The organism is Streptomyces collinus (assembly GCF_031348265.1).
Classification (GTDB): Bacteria; Actinomycetota; Actinomycetes; order Streptomycetales; family Streptomycetaceae; genus Streptomyces; species Streptomyces collinus.
On sequence record NZ_CP133771.1, the window covers coordinates 1817091 to 1831995 of the forward strand.

At 72.5% G+C, this 14905-nt stretch carries 14 protein-coding genes; 5 read left to right on the forward strand and 9 right to left on the reverse strand.

Translation table 11 applies throughout. From position 1 onward, the window contains the following. Positions 1-51 precede the first annotated feature (51 nt). Complete coding sequence (locus RFN52_RS08135) at positions 52-513, forward strand: MaoC family dehydratase (RefSeq protein ID WP_033311842.1); 462 nt, start codon at positions 52-54, stop codon at positions 511-513. Between the two features lie 18 nt (positions 514-531). Here the strand turns inward: RFN52_RS08135 and RFN52_RS08140 are convergent, their stop codons facing one another. Both RFN52_RS08140 and RFN52_RS08145 read right to left on the reverse strand, forming a co-directional pair. Continuing rightward, positions 532-1167 carry a TetR/AcrR family transcriptional regulator gene (locus tag RFN52_RS08140; protein ID WP_184844340.1) on the reverse strand — a complete coding sequence of 212 codons (636 nt, stop codon included), beginning with the start codon at positions 1165-1167 and terminating at the stop codon, positions 532-534. Positions 1168-1261: 94 nt separating this feature from the next. Continuing rightward, a complete protein-coding gene (locus tag RFN52_RS08145) occupies positions 1262-1507 on the reverse strand; it encodes a YiaA/YiaB family inner membrane protein (protein ID WP_184844343.1) in 246 nt (81 codons plus the stop codon). A 220-nt stretch (positions 1508-1727) separates the two neighbouring features. Here RFN52_RS08145 and RFN52_RS08150 point away from each other — a divergent pair, with 220 nt between their 5' ends. Next, the gene (locus RFN52_RS08150) at positions 1728-2177 is read left to right on the forward strand and encodes a DUF6234 family protein (protein WP_311240921.1); all 450 of its coding nucleotides are present in this window, start codon (positions 1728-1730) and stop codon (positions 2175-2177) included. A gap of 47 nt (positions 2178-2224) precedes the next feature. Here RFN52_RS08150 and RFN52_RS08155 read toward each other — a convergent pair whose 3' ends face one another. Beyond that, positions 2225-3376 (reverse strand): acyl-CoA dehydrogenase family protein, encoded by a 1152-nt coding sequence (locus RFN52_RS08155; RefSeq protein WP_184844355.1) that lies wholly within the window; start codon positions 3374-3376, stop codon positions 2225-2227. 67 nt (positions 3377-3443) lie between these two features. Between RFN52_RS08155 and RFN52_RS08160 the strand changes: the two genes are divergently transcribed. The 3 genes from RFN52_RS08160 to RFN52_RS08170 all read left to right on the forward strand — a co-directional run bounded on the left by RFN52_RS08160 (position 3444) and on the right by RFN52_RS08170 (position 6204). Continuing rightward, entirely contained in the window at positions 3444-4094 is a 651-nt protein-coding gene (locus RFN52_RS08160; RefSeq protein WP_184844357.1) for a TetR/AcrR family transcriptional regulator, read from the forward strand. A gap of 46 nt (positions 4095-4140) precedes the next feature. Beyond that, positions 4141-4851 (forward strand): ArsR/SmtB family transcription factor, encoded by a 711-nt coding sequence (locus tag RFN52_RS08165; protein ID WP_184844359.1) that lies wholly within the window; start codon positions 4141-4143, stop codon positions 4849-4851. A gap of 384 nt (positions 4852-5235) precedes the next feature. Further along, positions 5236-6204: a DMT family transporter gene (locus tag RFN52_RS08170; protein ID WP_184853829.1), complete on the forward strand. Its 969-nt coding sequence runs from the start codon at positions 5236-5238 to the stop codon at positions 6202-6204. On the opposite strand, the gene RFN52_RS08175 is transcribed toward RFN52_RS08170, so the two are convergent. The 6 genes from RFN52_RS08175 to RFN52_RS08200 form a co-directional block, all read right to left on the reverse strand. Next, on the reverse strand, positions 6193-7554 hold the full coding sequence (locus tag RFN52_RS08175; protein ID WP_184844361.1) for an MFS transporter: 1362 nt from the start codon (positions 7552-7554) through the stop codon (positions 6193-6195). The two genes, RFN52_RS08170 and RFN52_RS08175, sit on opposite strands and share 12 nt — an antisense overlap. 196 nt (positions 7555-7750) lie before the next feature. Then, a complete protein-coding gene (locus RFN52_RS08180; RefSeq protein ID WP_184844363.1) occupies positions 7751-8833 on the reverse strand; it encodes a Zn-dependent alcohol dehydrogenase in 1083 nt (360 codons plus the stop codon). A 19-nt stretch (positions 8834-8852) separates the two neighbouring features. Beyond that, entirely contained in the window at positions 8853-10241 is a 1389-nt protein-coding gene (locus RFN52_RS08185; RefSeq protein ID WP_184844365.1) for an aldehyde dehydrogenase family protein, read from the reverse strand. A 121-nt stretch (positions 10242-10362) separates the two neighbouring features. Then, the gene (locus RFN52_RS08190; RefSeq protein WP_184844367.1) at positions 10363-11700 is read right to left on the reverse strand and encodes an ABC transporter ATP-binding protein; all 1338 of its coding nucleotides are present in this window, start codon (positions 11698-11700) and stop codon (positions 10363-10365) included. Positions 11701-12122: 422 nt separating this feature from the next. Continuing rightward, the gene (locus RFN52_RS08195; RefSeq protein WP_184844369.1) at positions 12123-13415 is read right to left on the reverse strand and encodes an MFS transporter; all 1293 of its coding nucleotides are present in this window, start codon (positions 13413-13415) and stop codon (positions 12123-12125) included. 23 nt (positions 13416-13438) lie between these two features. Next, positions 13439-14872, reverse strand: coding sequence for a CitMHS family transporter (locus RFN52_RS08200; RefSeq protein ID WP_184844372.1), 1434 nt, complete (start codon positions 14870-14872; stop codon positions 13439-13441). Positions 14873-14905: the final 33 nt, after the last annotated feature.

Consider the following 14905-nt stretch of genomic DNA (forward strand, 5'->3'; position numbering starts at 1 on the left):
CGCTTAGACAGTGAGCGCGCAGACCCCCTGCACACGAGAGGCCTGGAAGACATGGCAGAGCCGAGGATCTTCACGTCCGTCGACGACCTGAAGTCGGCGGTGGGCGAGCAACTGGGGTACACCGACTGGCTCGACATCGACCAGAAGCGGATCGACCTCTTCGCGGAGGCCACCGGTGACCACCAGTGGATCCACGTCGACCCGGAGAAGGCCGCCGCGGGCCCCTTCGGCACCACCATCGCGCACGGCTATCTGACCCTGTCGCTGCTGCCCCTCTTCGGACCGCAGCTGATCGCCGTCGAGGGCGTGAAGATGGGCGTCAACTACGGCACGAACAAGGTGCGTTTCCCCGCCCCGGTCCCCGTCGGCTCCCGCCTGCGCGCCACCGCGGCGATCAGCGCCGTCGAGGAGGTGCCGGGCGGCGTCCAGGTGGCCGTCGCCTTCAGCGTCGAGCGCGAGGGCGGCGACAAGCCGGTCTGCGTCGCCGAGTCCGTGGCGCGCTACTACCTCTGAGGCGGAGCCAGCCGGAGCTCAGGCGGCCGGGCCCTGGGCCCCGACCATGCGCAGCACGAGGTCGGCGTACAGCTCGCCGACCTGCTCCGGCGTCCGGGGACCGTCGACGTTGAACCACCGCGCCACGTCGATGCAGAGCGACAGCACGGCCAGCGTGGTGCCGTGCACGTCGATGACCTCGAACTCGCCCGACCGCGCGCCCTCCTCGATGATCCCGCGCACCTCGCCGTCGACCTGGCGGCGCAGTGCGAGGATCTCGGCGCGGGCGTCGGGTCCGAGCGATTCGAGCTCGTACTGCACGACCCGCGCGGTGGTCCGCCCGCCCGCATGCCAGCGGACGAAGGAACTCACCGCGCCGGCGAGCCGCTCGGTGGCACTGCCCTCGCGGCGGGACGCCGTCCGCAGGATCTCCAGGGCCTTCTCGTGCCCGATCCTGCTGATGCGGTGCAGCAGCTCTTCCTTGGTCTTGTAGTGGATGTAGAGCGCGGCCGGGCTCATTCCGGCGCGGCCCGCGATGTCGCGGGTCGTCGTGGCGTGGTAGCCGCGCTCGGCGAAGGCCTCCACCGCGGCGATCAGCAGCCGCCGCGCCGCGTCGGGCGTGACCTCGCCCCACGCCTGCGCCTCGCCGCCGGCCGTCTCCTCCGCCGTACTCATCGCTCGCCCCTCTCCACTGGCAGGAGGAACACCATACCGCCGAAGGTGAGCGAGCGCTTAGTGTGGCCGCTCGGCGTATTCCGAAGAGGGTGGGTCAGCGCTTCTCGAAGGGGGCGTACGAGGGGGCCGCACCGTCCTGCCGGTCCCGGATCACCTTGGCCAGGGTGAAGGAGGACGTGACCAGGTACAGGACGGCGATGGCGAGGAAGGCCCGCACCCAGGCGTCGGCGCTCAGCTGGTAGATGCCGATCGCGGTGGCCGCCATGGCGACGGCGAAGGAGGCGACGGCCTGGCCGTAGAAGGCGGCCGTGTTCTGCGGCTTGCCCGGTGTGTCACTCATGGGGAAAGCATCGGCGGACGTGGCCCGCGCCACATCCGCCGTGATACTCAGACGGGTACTCAGTTTGCCCTTCACGGTCCGCGCCGGTCGCGGTCGGCGATGATCCCGGAGCGCCTGGCCGTCATACCCGCGTCGGCCGCGGTGTTCAGGTCGGACACGACTCGGTTGCGGCCTGGTGAACCGCGGTGCAGCGCACGGCTCGACCTTCGAACCTGTGACCATGAACGTCGAGCCGAGACCGCACTCACCGACGCCCCGGTGCCACCCCGGCGGCCCTTCGGTTTCGCGAGGCGACGGGTTCGCGGGGGGTTGCATCAGTCTGATCGTGCTGCTCGTCGAAATCCCGGTCGCCATCCTGCTGGTGCTGGTGTCGAGCGTCCGTGGACGGGGCCGCGCCGACGAGCAATCCGGGGCACCCGCGATGGACTGGGTACCTGTCCTCTGGCTCGGCGGTTTCACACTGGGTGTCCTCGTGGTCGCCGTGGTGTTCCTGTGCTCGGCACACCCCTACGCGGGAGCGGTACAACTGCTCATCGCGGCGATGGCGCTGCTCTTCGCTTTCACGGCCTGGCACAAGGAGTACCAGCGCGCCCACCCGGCCCCACTCCCGACCTGCCCGACGAGGACCGGGACGCCCTGCGCCCCACCGACCCCCGTAACCGACCGGTAGGGCCGGCGGCTGGGGCATCGCAGCACGAGGCGGACAGCCACGGCGGCTCAGAACGCCGACACCCCCGTCAGCGCCCGCCCGATGACCAGCTTCTGGATCTGGCTCGTGCCCTCGTAGAGGGTCATGACGCGGGCGTCCCGCAGCAGCTTGCCCGCCGGGTACTCGTCGATGTAGCCGTAGCCGCCGAAGACCTGGAGCGCGTTGTTGGCGGCGCGGACGGCGGCCTCCGAGGCGAACAGCTTGGCCTTGGACGACTCGACGGCGAACGGCTGCCCCCGGTCGATCAGGTCGGCGACCCGCCAGGTGAGCAGGCGCGCGGCGTCCACGTCGAGGGCGATGTCGCTGAGCAGCTCCTGGACCAGCTGGTGGTGGGCGATGGTCCTGCCGAACTGCTCGCGCTCCCCCGCGTAGCGCACGGCCGCGTCCAGGGCGGCCTGGGCGATGCCGACGCAGCCCGCGGCGACCGACATCCGGCCCTTGGCGAGAGCCGACATGGCGATGGAGAAGCCCTTGCCCTCCTCCCCCAGCAGGGCGGAGGCCGGCACGCGCACGTCTTCCAGGGAGAGTTCGGCGGTGGCCTGGCCGCGCAGCCCGAGCTTGCCGTGGATGGTGCGGCGGGTCAGGCCGGGCGTGTCGGTGGGGACGAGGAAGGCGGAGACGCCCTTGTGACCCGGGGCGTCCGTGGAGCGGGCGAAGAGCAGGACGACGTCGGCCCAGGTGCCGTTGGTGATGAACGTCTTGGTGCCGTTGAGGACGTAGTCGCCGCCGTCCCGTACGGCCCGGGTCGCGAGACTGCCCGCGTCCGAGCCCGTGCCCGGCTCGGTCAGGCCGAAGCAGCCGACCGACGCGCCGGAGGTCAGCCCGGGCAGCCAGCGGCGCTTCTGCTCCTCGCTCCCGTACGCGGCGACGGTCTTGGCGACCAGCCCGAGGGAGACCGAGACGATGCCGCGCACCGACGAGTCGCCGCGGCCCAGCTCCTCCGTGACCAGGCAGTACGCGAGGTGGTCGCCGCCGGAGCCGCCGTACTCCTCGTCGATCGTCAGGCCCAGGAAGCCGACCTCGCCGAGCTTCTTCACGATCGCCCGGTCGACCTCCTCGGCGCGGTCCCAGGCGACGACGTGCGGGGTGATCTCGCGCTCCGTGAAGTCCCGCGCGAGCCGCCGGACCGCGCTCTGCTCTTCGCTGAGCTCCAGATTCACCACAGGTCACCCCATTGAAAGCCGTACATTTAAATTAGCACTGCTAGTTTTGCCGTGCAGCCCTACTATGTGCGCCATGGCCCGACCGCGCAAGCCCTTGCTCAGCACCGACCGGATCGTCGAGACGGCCCGCGCGCTCGTGGACGCGGAGGGTCTGGCAGCCGTCTCCACGCGGCGGCTCGCCGCCGAACTGGGCGTCAGCGGGCCCTCGCTGTACAACCACTTCCGCACCAAGGACGAGATCCTGGAGGCCGTCGCCGACTCGGTGAGCGGCCAGGTGGACCTGTCGATGTTCCAGGACGGCCGGGACTGGCGGACCGCGCTGCACGACTGGGCCGTCTCCTACCGGGCCGCCCTGCGCGACCACCCGAACATCGTGCCGGTGCTGGCCCGCGGCCCCGGCCGCCGCCCGGCCGGGCTGCGCCTCGCGGACGCCGTCTACGGCGCCATGGTCGCCGCCGGCTGGCCGCCCGCGCAGGCCACGTCCATCGGCGCGCTGATGCGCTACTTCGTGATGGGCTCCGCCCTCGGCTCCTTCGCCGGGGGGTTCGTGGACGACGCGAGCGCCTACGACCCCGCCGACTACCCCCATCTCCAGCAGGCCCACCGCCTCGCCGAGCAGCAGGAGAAGATCGACGAGCGCGCCTTCGAGACCGGCCTGACGGCCCTGCTGGACGGGCTGGCGCGGCAGTACGAGCAGGTGCGGCGCACGGCGTAGCGACGCTTCGGCGACCGCCGAACCGTCCGTGTCCCATGCTGGGGACATGACGACGAGGGACCCACGGGCCACGGCCCTGGCCCGGTTCGCCGCGCTGTTCGCGGACGAGACCCGGGCCGCGTGCCTGCTGGCGCTGCTCGACGGCCGGGCCTGGACCGCCGGCGAGCTGGCACGGCACGCGGGGGTGGCCGCCTCGACGCTGAGCGAGCACCTGGGCCGGCTCGTCGCGGGCGGGCTGCTCACCGAGGAGCGGCAGGGCCGGCACCGCTACGTCCGGCTGGCCGACGCCCGGATCGCCCAGCTGGTGGAGGATCTCGCCTCCCAGGTCCCGTCGGGCACCGCCGTACGGCCGCGGAACCTGCGGGAGTCGAGCGCCGGCTCGGCGATGACCCGGGGCCGTACGTGTTACGACCATCTCGCCGGGCGGCTCGGCATCGCGGTCACCGACGCGCTGACGGCCCGCGGGCTGCTGGAGCAGGAGACGGGGTTCGCGCTCACCGGCGCCGGGCTGGCGTGGTTCGCGTCGGCCGGGATCGGCCTGGAGCGGCGGGGCCGTCGTCCCCTGGCCCGGGCCTGTCTCGACTGGACCGAACGCCGCCCTCACCTGGCGGGCGTCGCGGGCGCGGCCCTGTGCCGGCACGCCCTGGACACGGGCTGGTGCGTGCGCATCGGCTCGGAGCGGGCCGTGAAGGTGACGGCGGCCGGTGAGCGGGCCCTGTGGGACCTGCTGGGGGTGGAGGCGGTGGCGTTGCGATAGCCGCGCACGGCTCCCGGTCCGGCACGACACGACGCCACTTCCGGCCCGGCACGACGCCCCTTCCGGTCCGGCACCCCCCTCTGGCCCGGCACCACGCCTGCCTCCCCTGGGGCAACGGCTCCGTTTCGACCACGCACGGCGCGCCGGCGAACCCCGGCACCGCTCCCCGCCGCGCACAGCCCCCTGCAACCCCCGGCACCACGCCCCTCCGACCACACACAGCACCCGACCGGCCCGGCACGGCAACCCCTCCGACCACACGCAGCGACCGGCCCGGCACGGCAACCCCTCCGACCGCCCCCGGCGCCCTCCCCGCCGCTCCCGGCGCCCCGTCCGAAATCCGCGAGCTTCCGGGGCCCGACCCCACCTAGCCTCTGGAGCATGATGCCGAACACCTCCCCGTCCCCTTCCGGCCGCCGGGCGGAACTGCTCGCCGCGGGCGCGGCGGCGGTCACCGTCGTGCTGTGGGCGTCCGCCTTCGTCTCGATCCGCAGTGCCGGTGACGCGTACTCACCGGGCGCGCTGGCGCTCGGGCGGCTGCTGGCCGGGGCGCTGACGCTGGGGGTGATCTGCCTGCTGCGGCGGGAAGGGGTGCCGCCGCGCTCGGCCTGGCGCGGGATCGCGCTATCGGGGCTGCTGTGGTTCGGCTTCTACATGGTCGCCCTCAACTGGGGAGAACAGCAGGTCGACGCGGGTACGGCCGCCCTGGTCGTGAACACCGGGCCGATCCTGATCGCGCTGCTCGGTGCCCGGCTGCTCGGCGACCCGATGCCGCCGCGGCTGCTGGCGGGGATGGCCGTGTCGTTCGCCGGTGCCGTGACGGTGGGCCTGTCGATGTCGGGCGAGGGCGGGTCCTCGGTGCTGGGGGTGGTGCTGTGCCTGCTGGCGGCGGTCGCGTACGCCGGTGGCGTCGTGGCGCAGAAGCCGGCGCTGGGCTCGGCGAGCCCCTTGCAGGTGACGACGTTCGGGTGCCTGGTCGGCGCGGTGCTGTGCCTGCCGTTCGCGGGACAGCTCGTCCAGGAGGCCGGTGACGCCCCGGCCTCCGCGACGCTCAACATGCTCTACCTGGGCGTCTTCCCGACCGCCCTCGCCTTCACGACGTGGGCGTACGCGCTGTCCCGGACGACCGCGAGCCGGATGGGCGCGACGACGTACGCGGCGCCCGCGCTGGTCGTGCTGATGTCGTGGCTGTTCCTCGGCGAGGTGCCGGGACTGCTCACGCTGGTGGGCGGCGTGCTGTGCCTGGCCGGGGTGGCGGTGTCCCGGTCGCGGTCGAGGGCCGCGGCCCGGGGCACGGCTCCGGGAGCGGTTCCGGAGCCGCGGCCCGAGCAGGCCGGGGACTCAGTCCGCTGATCCGGCCTTCGTCTCGGGCCCGGCCTGTGCCTCTGCCGCACGCGCCCGGTCCGCGAGGATCTTGATCGACACCAGTGCGATCACCGAGAGCACGATGATGTACCCGGACACGGCCATCGACGTGCCCGTCGCCTCCAGGAGCAGCACCATCATGAAGGGCGCCAGCCCACCGCCCGCGACGGCCGCGATCTGGTAGCCGAGGGAGGCGCCGGTGTAGCGCATCTCGGGCGTGAACAGCTCGGCGAACAGCGCGGCCTGGGGACCGTACATGATGCTCAGGAAGCAGCTGGCGACGAACGTGCCGACCGCGAGCCAGAGCAGCGAGCCGGTGTCGATCAGCAGGAAGAGCGGTACGGCCCACAGCGCGATGCCCACGGCGCCGAGGGCGTAGATCCGGATGCGGCCGACGCGGTCGGAGAGCGCGGCGGAGGCCGGGATCAGCACCAGCTGGGTGAGGCTGACGCAGAGCGAGACGGTGAGCACCGCGCTCTTCTTCATGTCCAGCTCGCGGGTCGTGTAGTCGAGGACGCCGGTGATGAGGATGTAGAAGGTGGCGGTGTTCACGGCGAAGGAGCCGCCGGCCAGGAGCACCGTGCCCAGGTGGCCGCGCAGGATCGTGCGCAGCGGCGAGTTCTTCTCGGACTTCTCCTTCTCGGCGAGCGCCCGTTCGGCCTCCCGGAACGCCGGGGTCTCCTCGACCCGCGTGTGGATGTACCAGGCGAGGGCCAGGACCAGCAGGCCGACCAGGAACGGCACGCGCCAGCCCCAGGACGCGAACGCCGAGTCGGTGGTGAGGGCGCCGGCCAGCAGGAAGACGGTGTTGGCGGTGACCACGCCGATGGGGACGCCGAGCTGGACGACGCTGCCGTAGACGCCGCGCTTGCCCTCCGGGGCGTACTCGGTGGCCAGGAGCATCGCGCCGCCCCACTGGGCGCCGACGGCGACGCCCTGGGCGACGCGCAGCAGCACGAGGAGGATCGGGGCGGCGACGCCGATGGTGTCGTACGTGGGCAGCAGGCCGATGCCGGTGGTGGCCACGCCCATCAGGGTGAGCGCGAGGACCAGCATCGGCTTGCGTCCGCGCTGGTCGCCGAGGTGCCCGGCGACGATGCCGCCGATGGGCCGGGCGAGGAAGCCGACGGCGAAGGTGGCGAACGAGGCGAGGACGCCTGCCGTGGTGCTCCCGGCGGGGAAGTAGAGATCGCCGAGTACGAGGGCGGCGGCGATGCCGAAGACGAAGTAGTCGTACCACTCGACGGCCGAGGCGAGCGCCGCCGCGGTGGCCACGCGACGGCGGTTGCCGACGGCGGGCGTGGTCGTGGCGGGCTGAGCGGAAGGTGCCGTGTCCATGCGGTGCACGCTCCGGGGGGTGCGGGGGACGGAACGGGGGGTGGCTTGAGTTCCGGGGAACGTACTGACCGGACGGTATGTACGTCAACGGGTCGCGCACTGGGACTTTTACCTGTACTTGGCATCGACCGCGGGCCCGGGCATGCCGAAGACCCCGGCCTCGCGGGAGGCCGGGGTTGTACCGGACGGATCCGGCCTAGAAGACGACCAGGGCCCGGCCGCCCTTGCCCGCCAGCATGTTCTCGAAGGCGGCCGGGATGCCGTCCAGGGAGATGTGTTCCGTCACCAGCGCGCTCAGGTCGAGGCGGCCCGCCCGGATGTGTCCGGCCAGGACGGGGAGGTCACGGGCCGGGTCGGAGTTGCCGTAGACGCAGCCGGAGAGGGTGCGGCCCCAGTGGAAGATCTCCAGGGCGTTGAAGGTGACCTGCTGGTCCTTGCCGCCGATGCCGACGACCGTGGTGCGGCCGCCGCGGCGGGTGGAGTCCCAGGCCGTGCGGATGGTGACCGCGCGGCCTGCGCACTCCACGGCGACGTCGACGCCCTGCTTGCCGGTGAGGCCGCGGATCTCGCGGGCAGTGGTGTCGGAGGCGACGACGTAGTCGGTGGCGCCGGCCGCCCTGGCCAGTTCCTCCTTCTCGGCGGACACGTCCACCGCGACGATCTTCGAGGCGCCCGCGATCCGGGCGGCCTGGAGGGCGGCGAGGCCCACTCCCCCGACGCCGAACACCGCGACGGTCTCGCCCTGCCGGACCCGGGCCGAGTGGTGGACGGCGCCGTAGCCGGTGAGGACGGCGCAGCCGAGCAGGGCCGCGTCGGTGAGCGGGACGCCGTCCGGGACCGGCAGGACGCAGGAGGCGGAGACGACCGTCTCCTCGGCGAACGCGGCGACGTTCAGGCCGGGGTGGAGGTCGGTGCCCTCGGTGGTGCGGGCGTAGACGGCGGCGGCGCCGGTGAGGGCGTTGGCGCACAGCCACACCTCGCCGAGCGAGCAGGCGTGGCAGGCGCCGCAGGAGGGGGCCCAGTTGAGGACGACGCCGTCGCCGGGTGAGACGTGATCGACGCCCTCCCCGACGGAGACGACCGTACCGGCGCCCTCGTGCCCGAGGACGGCCGGAACGGGCACGCGCATCGTGCCGTCGGACAGGGACAGGTCGGAGTGGCAGACCCCGGCCGCGGCGAGCCGGACGCGGACCTGGCCGGGTCCGGGGTCGGGCAGCTCGATGCCGGTGATCTCCAGCGGGGAGCCGATGGCGGGCAGGACGGCGGCGCGGACAGCCATGACGGAAGGGACTCCCTGACTAGAACTGGAGGGACTTGGTCTGGAGGTACTCGGCCAGGCCGTGCACGCCGAGTTCTCGGCCCACGCCGGACTGCTTGTAGCCGCCGAAGGGCGCGAGCGGGTTGAAGCGGCCGCCGTTGATGTCGACCTGGCCGGTCTCCATGCGGCGCGCGAACGCCACCGCCTCGGCCTCGTCACCGGCCCAGACGGCGCCGGCCAGGCCGTAGACCGTGCCGTTGGCGATGCGCAGGGCGTCCTCCTCGTCCTCGTACGTCAGGATCGACAGGACCGGGCCGAAGATCTCCTCCTGGGCGATGGTCATGTCCGGCGTGACGTCCGCGAAGACGGTCGGGGCGACGAAGTAACCCTGCTCGCGCGGGGCTTCGGGCCCGCCGGCGACCAGGCGGGCGCCTTCCGCCACGCCCTTCTCGATGTAGCCGCGCACCCGGTCCTGCTGCTTGGCGTTGACGACCGGACCGATGCGGTCGCCGTACTTGGCGGCGGCGGCAGCGGCGAGCTCGACCGCCTCGTCGTACCGGTCGCGGTGGACCAGCATCCGCGTCCAGGCGCTGCACGTCTGCCCGGAGTTGGACATGACGTTGGCGACACCGACGTTGACCGCCTTGGCCAGGTCGGCGCTCGGGAGGATGACGTTGGCGGACTTGCCGCCCAGTTCGAGGGCGACCTTCTTGACCTGCCCGGCGGCGATCGCGGCGATCTGCCGGCCGACGGCGGTGGAGCCGGTGAAGGAGACCAGGTCGACGCCTGGGTGCTCGGCAAGGGCCTGCCCCGCGACCGGGCCGAGGCCGGTGACCAGGTTGAAGACGCCCGCCGGGATCCCGGCCTCGTGCACGGCGTCGGCGAACAGCCGGGCGACCAGGGGGGTGTCCTCGGCGGGCTTCACCACGACCGTGCAGCCGGCCGCGAGGGCCGGGGCGACCTTGGCGACGATCTGGTGCAGCGGGTAGTTCCAGGGGGTGATCGCGGCCACGACACCGACCGGCTCGTGGTGCACGACCGAGTTGCCGGTCTTCTCCTCGAAGGCGTACGTCGCCGCCAGCTCGGCGTAGGAGCCCGCCACCGCGATCGGCACGCCGGCGTGGACGGCCTGCGAGAACTTCAGCGGGGAGCCGAGTTCGGCCGTGACGGTCTCGGCGATCTCGTCGGCACGGGTCACGAGCACGTCCCGCAGGGCGCTCAGGCGCGCCGCGCGCTCGGCGGGCGGGGTCGCGGCCCAGTCCGGCAGGGCGGCGCGGGCGGCCCGTACGGCGGCGTCGACGTCCTCTGCGGTGCCCGCCGGGACCGTGCCGATGACCTGCTCGTCGACCGGGTTCACGACCTCGATCACGTCCTGGCCGGCGGCGGGGCGCCAGGCGCCGTCGATGTACATGCCGTCGTGTGCCTTCATCGCGCTTCCTCCGGGGCGGGGCGTCGTCGTCCGACACATAAACTAGCGACGATAGTTTTCTGGCGCCAGACACCACCGGTCATCAGAGCACGCGGACGGCCACGTCCGGCTGTGCCGCTCCTCACTCCCCCAGGTCGGGCAGGCGGTCCGGGTGCGGACAGATCCGGTCGCCGTGCTGGTCGAAGACGAAGAGGTGGGCGAGGTCCACGAGGAGCGGTACCTGCATGCCGTGCCGGAGGGCCAGGTCCGGGGTGGTGCGGACGATGAGGTCGCCCGGTAGGCGCGCTTCGGCGGTCGCGGGGACGGCCGCGGCCTCCGGGTGGTCCAGGGCGATCACGGGTCCCGCCCGCCCCACCCCGGACCGCTCCCGGAACCTCGTGAGGACCGAGCCGTCGCGGCGGCGCCGCCGGGCGGGGCGGCCGGGCCGGGGGCGCGGGGCTTCCAGGTCGGGGACGACGGCGGGGCTGGAGCCGGTGTTGAAGTGGACCAGGATCTCGTGCCCCTGGAACTCCACATGCTCGACCAGGCCCGTGATCGGCACCTCGCCCGGACGGGCGGCGCTGTGCTTCGCGATCCTGACGGCCTCCGAGCGCAGGCCCACGATGACCTCACGACCCTGCTGGACCCGCAGCAACTGGTGGTCCAGGGAGAGCGGTTCGGGCAGGCGGAGGAACTGCTTGCCCAGGCTGATGGTCATGGCCCCGTCGAGCGGAGCCCGCACCAGGCCGCGCAGCAGGTTGATGCGCGGGGTGCCGATGAAGGCGGCGACGAAGACGTTGCGGGGCAGCGCGTAGACCGCGCGGGGGCTGTCGACCTGCTGGAGGACGCCGCCGCGCAGTACCGCGACCCGGTCGCCGAGCGACATGGCCTCGGCCTGGTCGTGGGTGACGTAGATCGTGGTGACGCCCAGTTCCTGGGTGAGCCGGGATATCTCGGCCCGCAGATGGGTGCGGAGCTTGGCGTCGAGGTTGGACAGCGGCTCGTCCATCAGGAAGGCGGAGGGATGGCGGGCGATGGCCCGGCCCATGGCCACGCGCTGGCGTTCGCCGCCGGAGAGCTGGCCGGGCAGGCGGTCCAGGAGGTCCTCGATGCCGAGCATGCGGGCGGTGGCGTCGACGCGGGGGCGGGGGTCCGTGCCCGGGGCCTCGATGCGCAGCGGGAAGCCGATGTTGGCGCGGCTGGTCATGTTCGGGTAGAGGGCGAAGTTCTGGAAGACCATCGCCATGTCCCGGCCGGACGGCGGCAGGTCGTTGGCGTACTCGCCGTCGAGCAGCAGTCGGCCCTCGTCGATCTCCTCCAGCCCGGCGATCATTCTGAGCACGGTCGACTTGCCGCAGCCGGACGGCCCGAGCAGCACGAGGAACTCGCCGGGCGAGATGTCCAGCGCCAGCCGGTCCACCACGCGGGGGCCGCGCGGATAGGCCTTGCTCACGTCGTGCAGGGAGATGGCGCGTGTCATGAGGTGCCCCCGAGGGGTCTTCAGGGCGCTGGTGCTCCGCGGTCGGAAGCCCCGTGCGGGTCGTACGGGGCTGTGGGTCACGGAAGTTAACGGAATGTGTGCGGCCGGGGGAAGACACCGGACAAGATCGGGGGCTTCGGTCCATCTGGTGAGAAGGCGGACGGCCCGGTTCAGCGGATGCCGCGCCGGTGAGGTGGGCGAAGACGACCACGTTGCCGGAGTAGCCCTTCCCGCGGTCGTAGCCGCCGCACGTGATCAGACGCAGCGCGAGGACGGCGGGTCCGCTGTCCGTGTCCGGATGCCCCACGGCCACAGCGGTGCCCTGCTCGCCGGGTGAGGCTCCGTGCCGGTGCCGGCCGTCGAGTTCGGGGTCGGCGTCCGGCGGCCCGGTGGGGCGGCGGGCGGCACCGCCCTGTGACGCGTCAGGTATCGCTCTTCCGGCGCAGCGGCTCCCCACACCGGAAGCCCCTCCGCGCACCGCGGACCTCACCATCAGCCTCCGGCTCCGGCTCCGGCTCCGGCTCCCCCGGCTCCCCCGGCTCCCCCGGCTCCCGCCGCGACCGTACGGCGACCCCCGACGACAGCAGCAACAGCACCCCCAGCATCACGAACGGCGCCGCCACGCCCGCGACTCCGGCGATCAGCCCGGCCGCGGCGGGCGCGGCGACCTGGCCGAGCCGGTTGCCGGTCAGGCGCAGGGCCAGGGCCGTGGAGCGGGCGTCGTCCGGGGCGGCCTGGACGACCGTCGTCATGGACAGCGGCTGGCCGACCCCGAGGCAGAAGCCCAGCGCGACCAGCAGCAGTCCGAGCGCCCACACCGGCACCGGCAGGGCGATGCCCGCGCAGAGCAGGGCCGCCAGCAGACAGGTGACCGTCAGCAGCAGGGTCCGCCCGAGCAGCCGCAGCAGGGGCGTGAGCACCAGGCGGCAGGCGATCGTGGCCGCCGCGCGCAGACTGAGCAGGATGCCGATCACGGACGGCGCGATGCCCCGGTGCTCGCCGACCACCGGGAGGTAGGCGGTCAGGATGTCGGTCGCGGACAGCACGGCGAGGCTGATGAAGATGCCCGCCGGCACCCCGCGGGTGCGCAGGATGCCCCGGACCGGGACCCGGTCGCCCTTGTCCGCGCGGGACGTGGACGCCGTACGGCGATCCTCGATGCGCCACAGCGAGGTGAACGCCACCGCCGCCGTGGCGCCCGCCGCGATCAGGGCGAGCGCGCTGCTGCCGGCCATGTCCTCGCCGCCGATCAGCGCGCCCGCGGCGATGGGGCCGACGAGCTGCCCGAGGGCGGCACCGATGGTGAAGTGGCCGAAGTTGCGGTCCTGTTCGTGCGGTGCGGACTGGCGGGCGACGAGGGACTGGGCGCCGATGACGAAGCACAGGTGCCCGAGGCCCATCACCCCGCTCCACAGGGCCATCGTCCACAGGGAACCGGCGACTCCGCTGAGGGCGCAGCCGCCGGATATGAGGACCACGCCGACCGGCAGCAGGGGCGCGCAGCGGCCGTGGTCGGTGCGGCGGCCGAGGGGGACGGCTGCGAAGAGGGGCAGCAGGGCGTACACACCGGCGATCACGCCGATCGCGCGCTCGTCCGCACCCAGCGCGAGGGCCCGGTAGGAGACGGCGGGCCGGGCCATCGACACCGCCCCCTGCGCGAAGCCGAAGGCGATGACGAGGCGGAGCAGCCAGCCGCGGTTCCCACCGGGCCTCACGATGACGTCCTCCTTGAAGTGGCTCAGATGATCCCGAACAGCATGCCCGCGCCGAGGATGACCAGGCAGGTGAGGGCGGCCCACTTCACGACGAACCTGGTGTGGTCGCCGAACTCCACCTTGGCCATGCCGACCAGGACGTAGACGGCCGGGACGAGCGGGCTGGACATGTGCAGCGGCTGGCCGACCAGGGAGGCGCGGGCCATCTCCAGCGGGGTGACCCCGTGGGCGGCTCCCGCCTCGGCGAGGACGGGCAGGACACCGAAGTAGAAGCCGTCGTTCGACATGAAGTAGGTGAGCGGCAGGCTCAGGATGCCGGTGACGAGCGCCATGTGCGGGCCCATGCTGCCCGGGATGACGTCCACCATCCACTTGGCCATGTGGTCGACCATGCCGGTGCCCTGGAGGACGCCGGTGAAGACGGCGGCGGCGAAGACCATGCCGGAGACGTTCAGGACGTTGTCGGCGTGGGCGGCCAGACGGGCCTTCTGGTCCGGGATGTGCGGGAAGTTCACGGAGAGGACGAGCGCGGCACCGATCAGGAACAGCACCGGGATCGGCAGCCACTCCATGATCATGGCGGTGAGCAGGCCGACCGTGAGCAGCGCGTTGAACCAGTAGAGCTTGGGACGCAGGGTGGGCCGGTTCGGGTCGAGGCCCTGGAAGCCGTCGTCGTCACCGGAGGCGGCGGTGCCCGTGGCACCCGTGGGGGCGTCCGTGCCGGAGCCCGCGGCGGCCGTGCCGCCCTTGCGCATCGAGACCTTGCCGTCGCCGGAGCCGCCGGAGCCGACGAGGACCGTCTCGCTCTCCTGCTCCTCCTCCAGCACCTCGTCCAGGGTCAGCACGCCCAGCCGCCGGCGCTCGCGCACACCGAGCACGTAGGAGAGGACGAAGACGAAGGCGAGGCCGACCAGGAGCGCCGGGATCATCGGGACGAAGATGTCGCTCGCGTCGAGCTTCAGCGCGGTCGCGGCGCGGGCGGTCGGGCCGCCCCACGGCAGGGTGTTCATCACGCCGTTGGCCATGGCGGCGACACCGGTCATCACGACCAGGCTCATCTTCAGGCGCTTGTACAGCGGGTACATCGCCGAGACGGTGATCATGAAGGTCGTCGAACCGTCGCCGTCCAGCGACACGATCGCGGCGAGCAGGGCGGTGCCCACGACGATCCGCATCGGGTCGGCTTTACAGAATTTGAGAATGCCGCGGACGATCGGGTCGAAGAGACCGACATCGATCATCACGCCGAAGTAGACGATCGCGAACATGAGCATCGCCGCGGTGGGGGCGAGGTCGGTCACGCCGTCGAGGACGTAGTCGCCGAGCTTGGCGCCCTTACCGACGAACACGCAGAACAGCGCGGGAATCAGCACGAGCGCCGCGATCGGCGACATCTTCTTCATCATGATCAGGACCAGGAAGGTCGCGATCATGGCGAAGCCGAGGATGGTCAGCATGAGTTGATACCTAACGTTCGCCCTTGAACATCC

Bases quoted from the DNA above. Each gene is read 5' to 3' on its own strand.
- RFN52_RS08190 (WP_184844367.1), bottom strand. From the start codon at position 11,700: ATGACACGCGCCATCTCCCTGCACGACGTGAGCAAGGCCTATCCGCGC.
- RFN52_RS08150 (WP_311240921.1), top strand. From the start codon at position 1,728: ATGAACGTCGAGCCGAGACCGCACTCACCGACGCCCCGGTGCCACCCC.
- RFN52_RS08170 (WP_184853829.1), top strand. From the start codon at position 5,236: ATGCCGAACACCTCCCCGTCCCCTTCCGGCCGCCGGGCGGAACTGCTC.
- RFN52_RS08180 (WP_184844363.1), bottom strand. From the start codon at position 8,833: ATGGCTGTCCGCGCCGCCGTCCTGCCCGCCATCGGCTCCCCGCTGGAG.
- RFN52_RS08160 (WP_184844357.1), top strand. From the start codon at position 3,444: ATGTGCGCCATGGCCCGACCGCGCAAGCCCTTGCTCAGCACCGACCGG.
- RFN52_RS08200 (WP_184844372.1), bottom strand. From the start codon at position 14,872: ATGCTGACCATCCTCGGCTTCGCCATGATCGCGACCTTCCTGGTCCTG.
- RFN52_RS08145 (WP_184844343.1), bottom strand. From the start codon at position 1,507: ATGAGTGACACACCGGGCAAGCCGCAGAACACGGCCGCCTTCTACGGC.
- RFN52_RS08185 (WP_184844365.1), bottom strand. From the start codon at position 10,241: ATGAAGGCACACGACGGCATGTACATCGACGGCGCCTGGCGCCCCGCC.
- RFN52_RS08165 (WP_184844359.1), top strand. From the start codon at position 4,141: ATGACGACGAGGGACCCACGGGCCACGGCCCTGGCCCGGTTCGCCGCG.
- RFN52_RS08135 (WP_033311842.1), top strand. From the start codon at position 52: ATGGCAGAGCCGAGGATCTTCACGTCCGTCGACGACCTGAAGTCGGCG.
- RFN52_RS08140 (WP_184844340.1), bottom strand. From the start codon at position 1,167: ATGAGTACGGCGGAGGAGACGGCCGGCGGCGAGGCGCAGGCGTGGGGC.
- RFN52_RS08175 (WP_184844361.1), bottom strand. From the start codon at position 7,554: ATGGACACGGCACCTTCCGCTCAGCCCGCCACGACCACGCCCGCCGTC.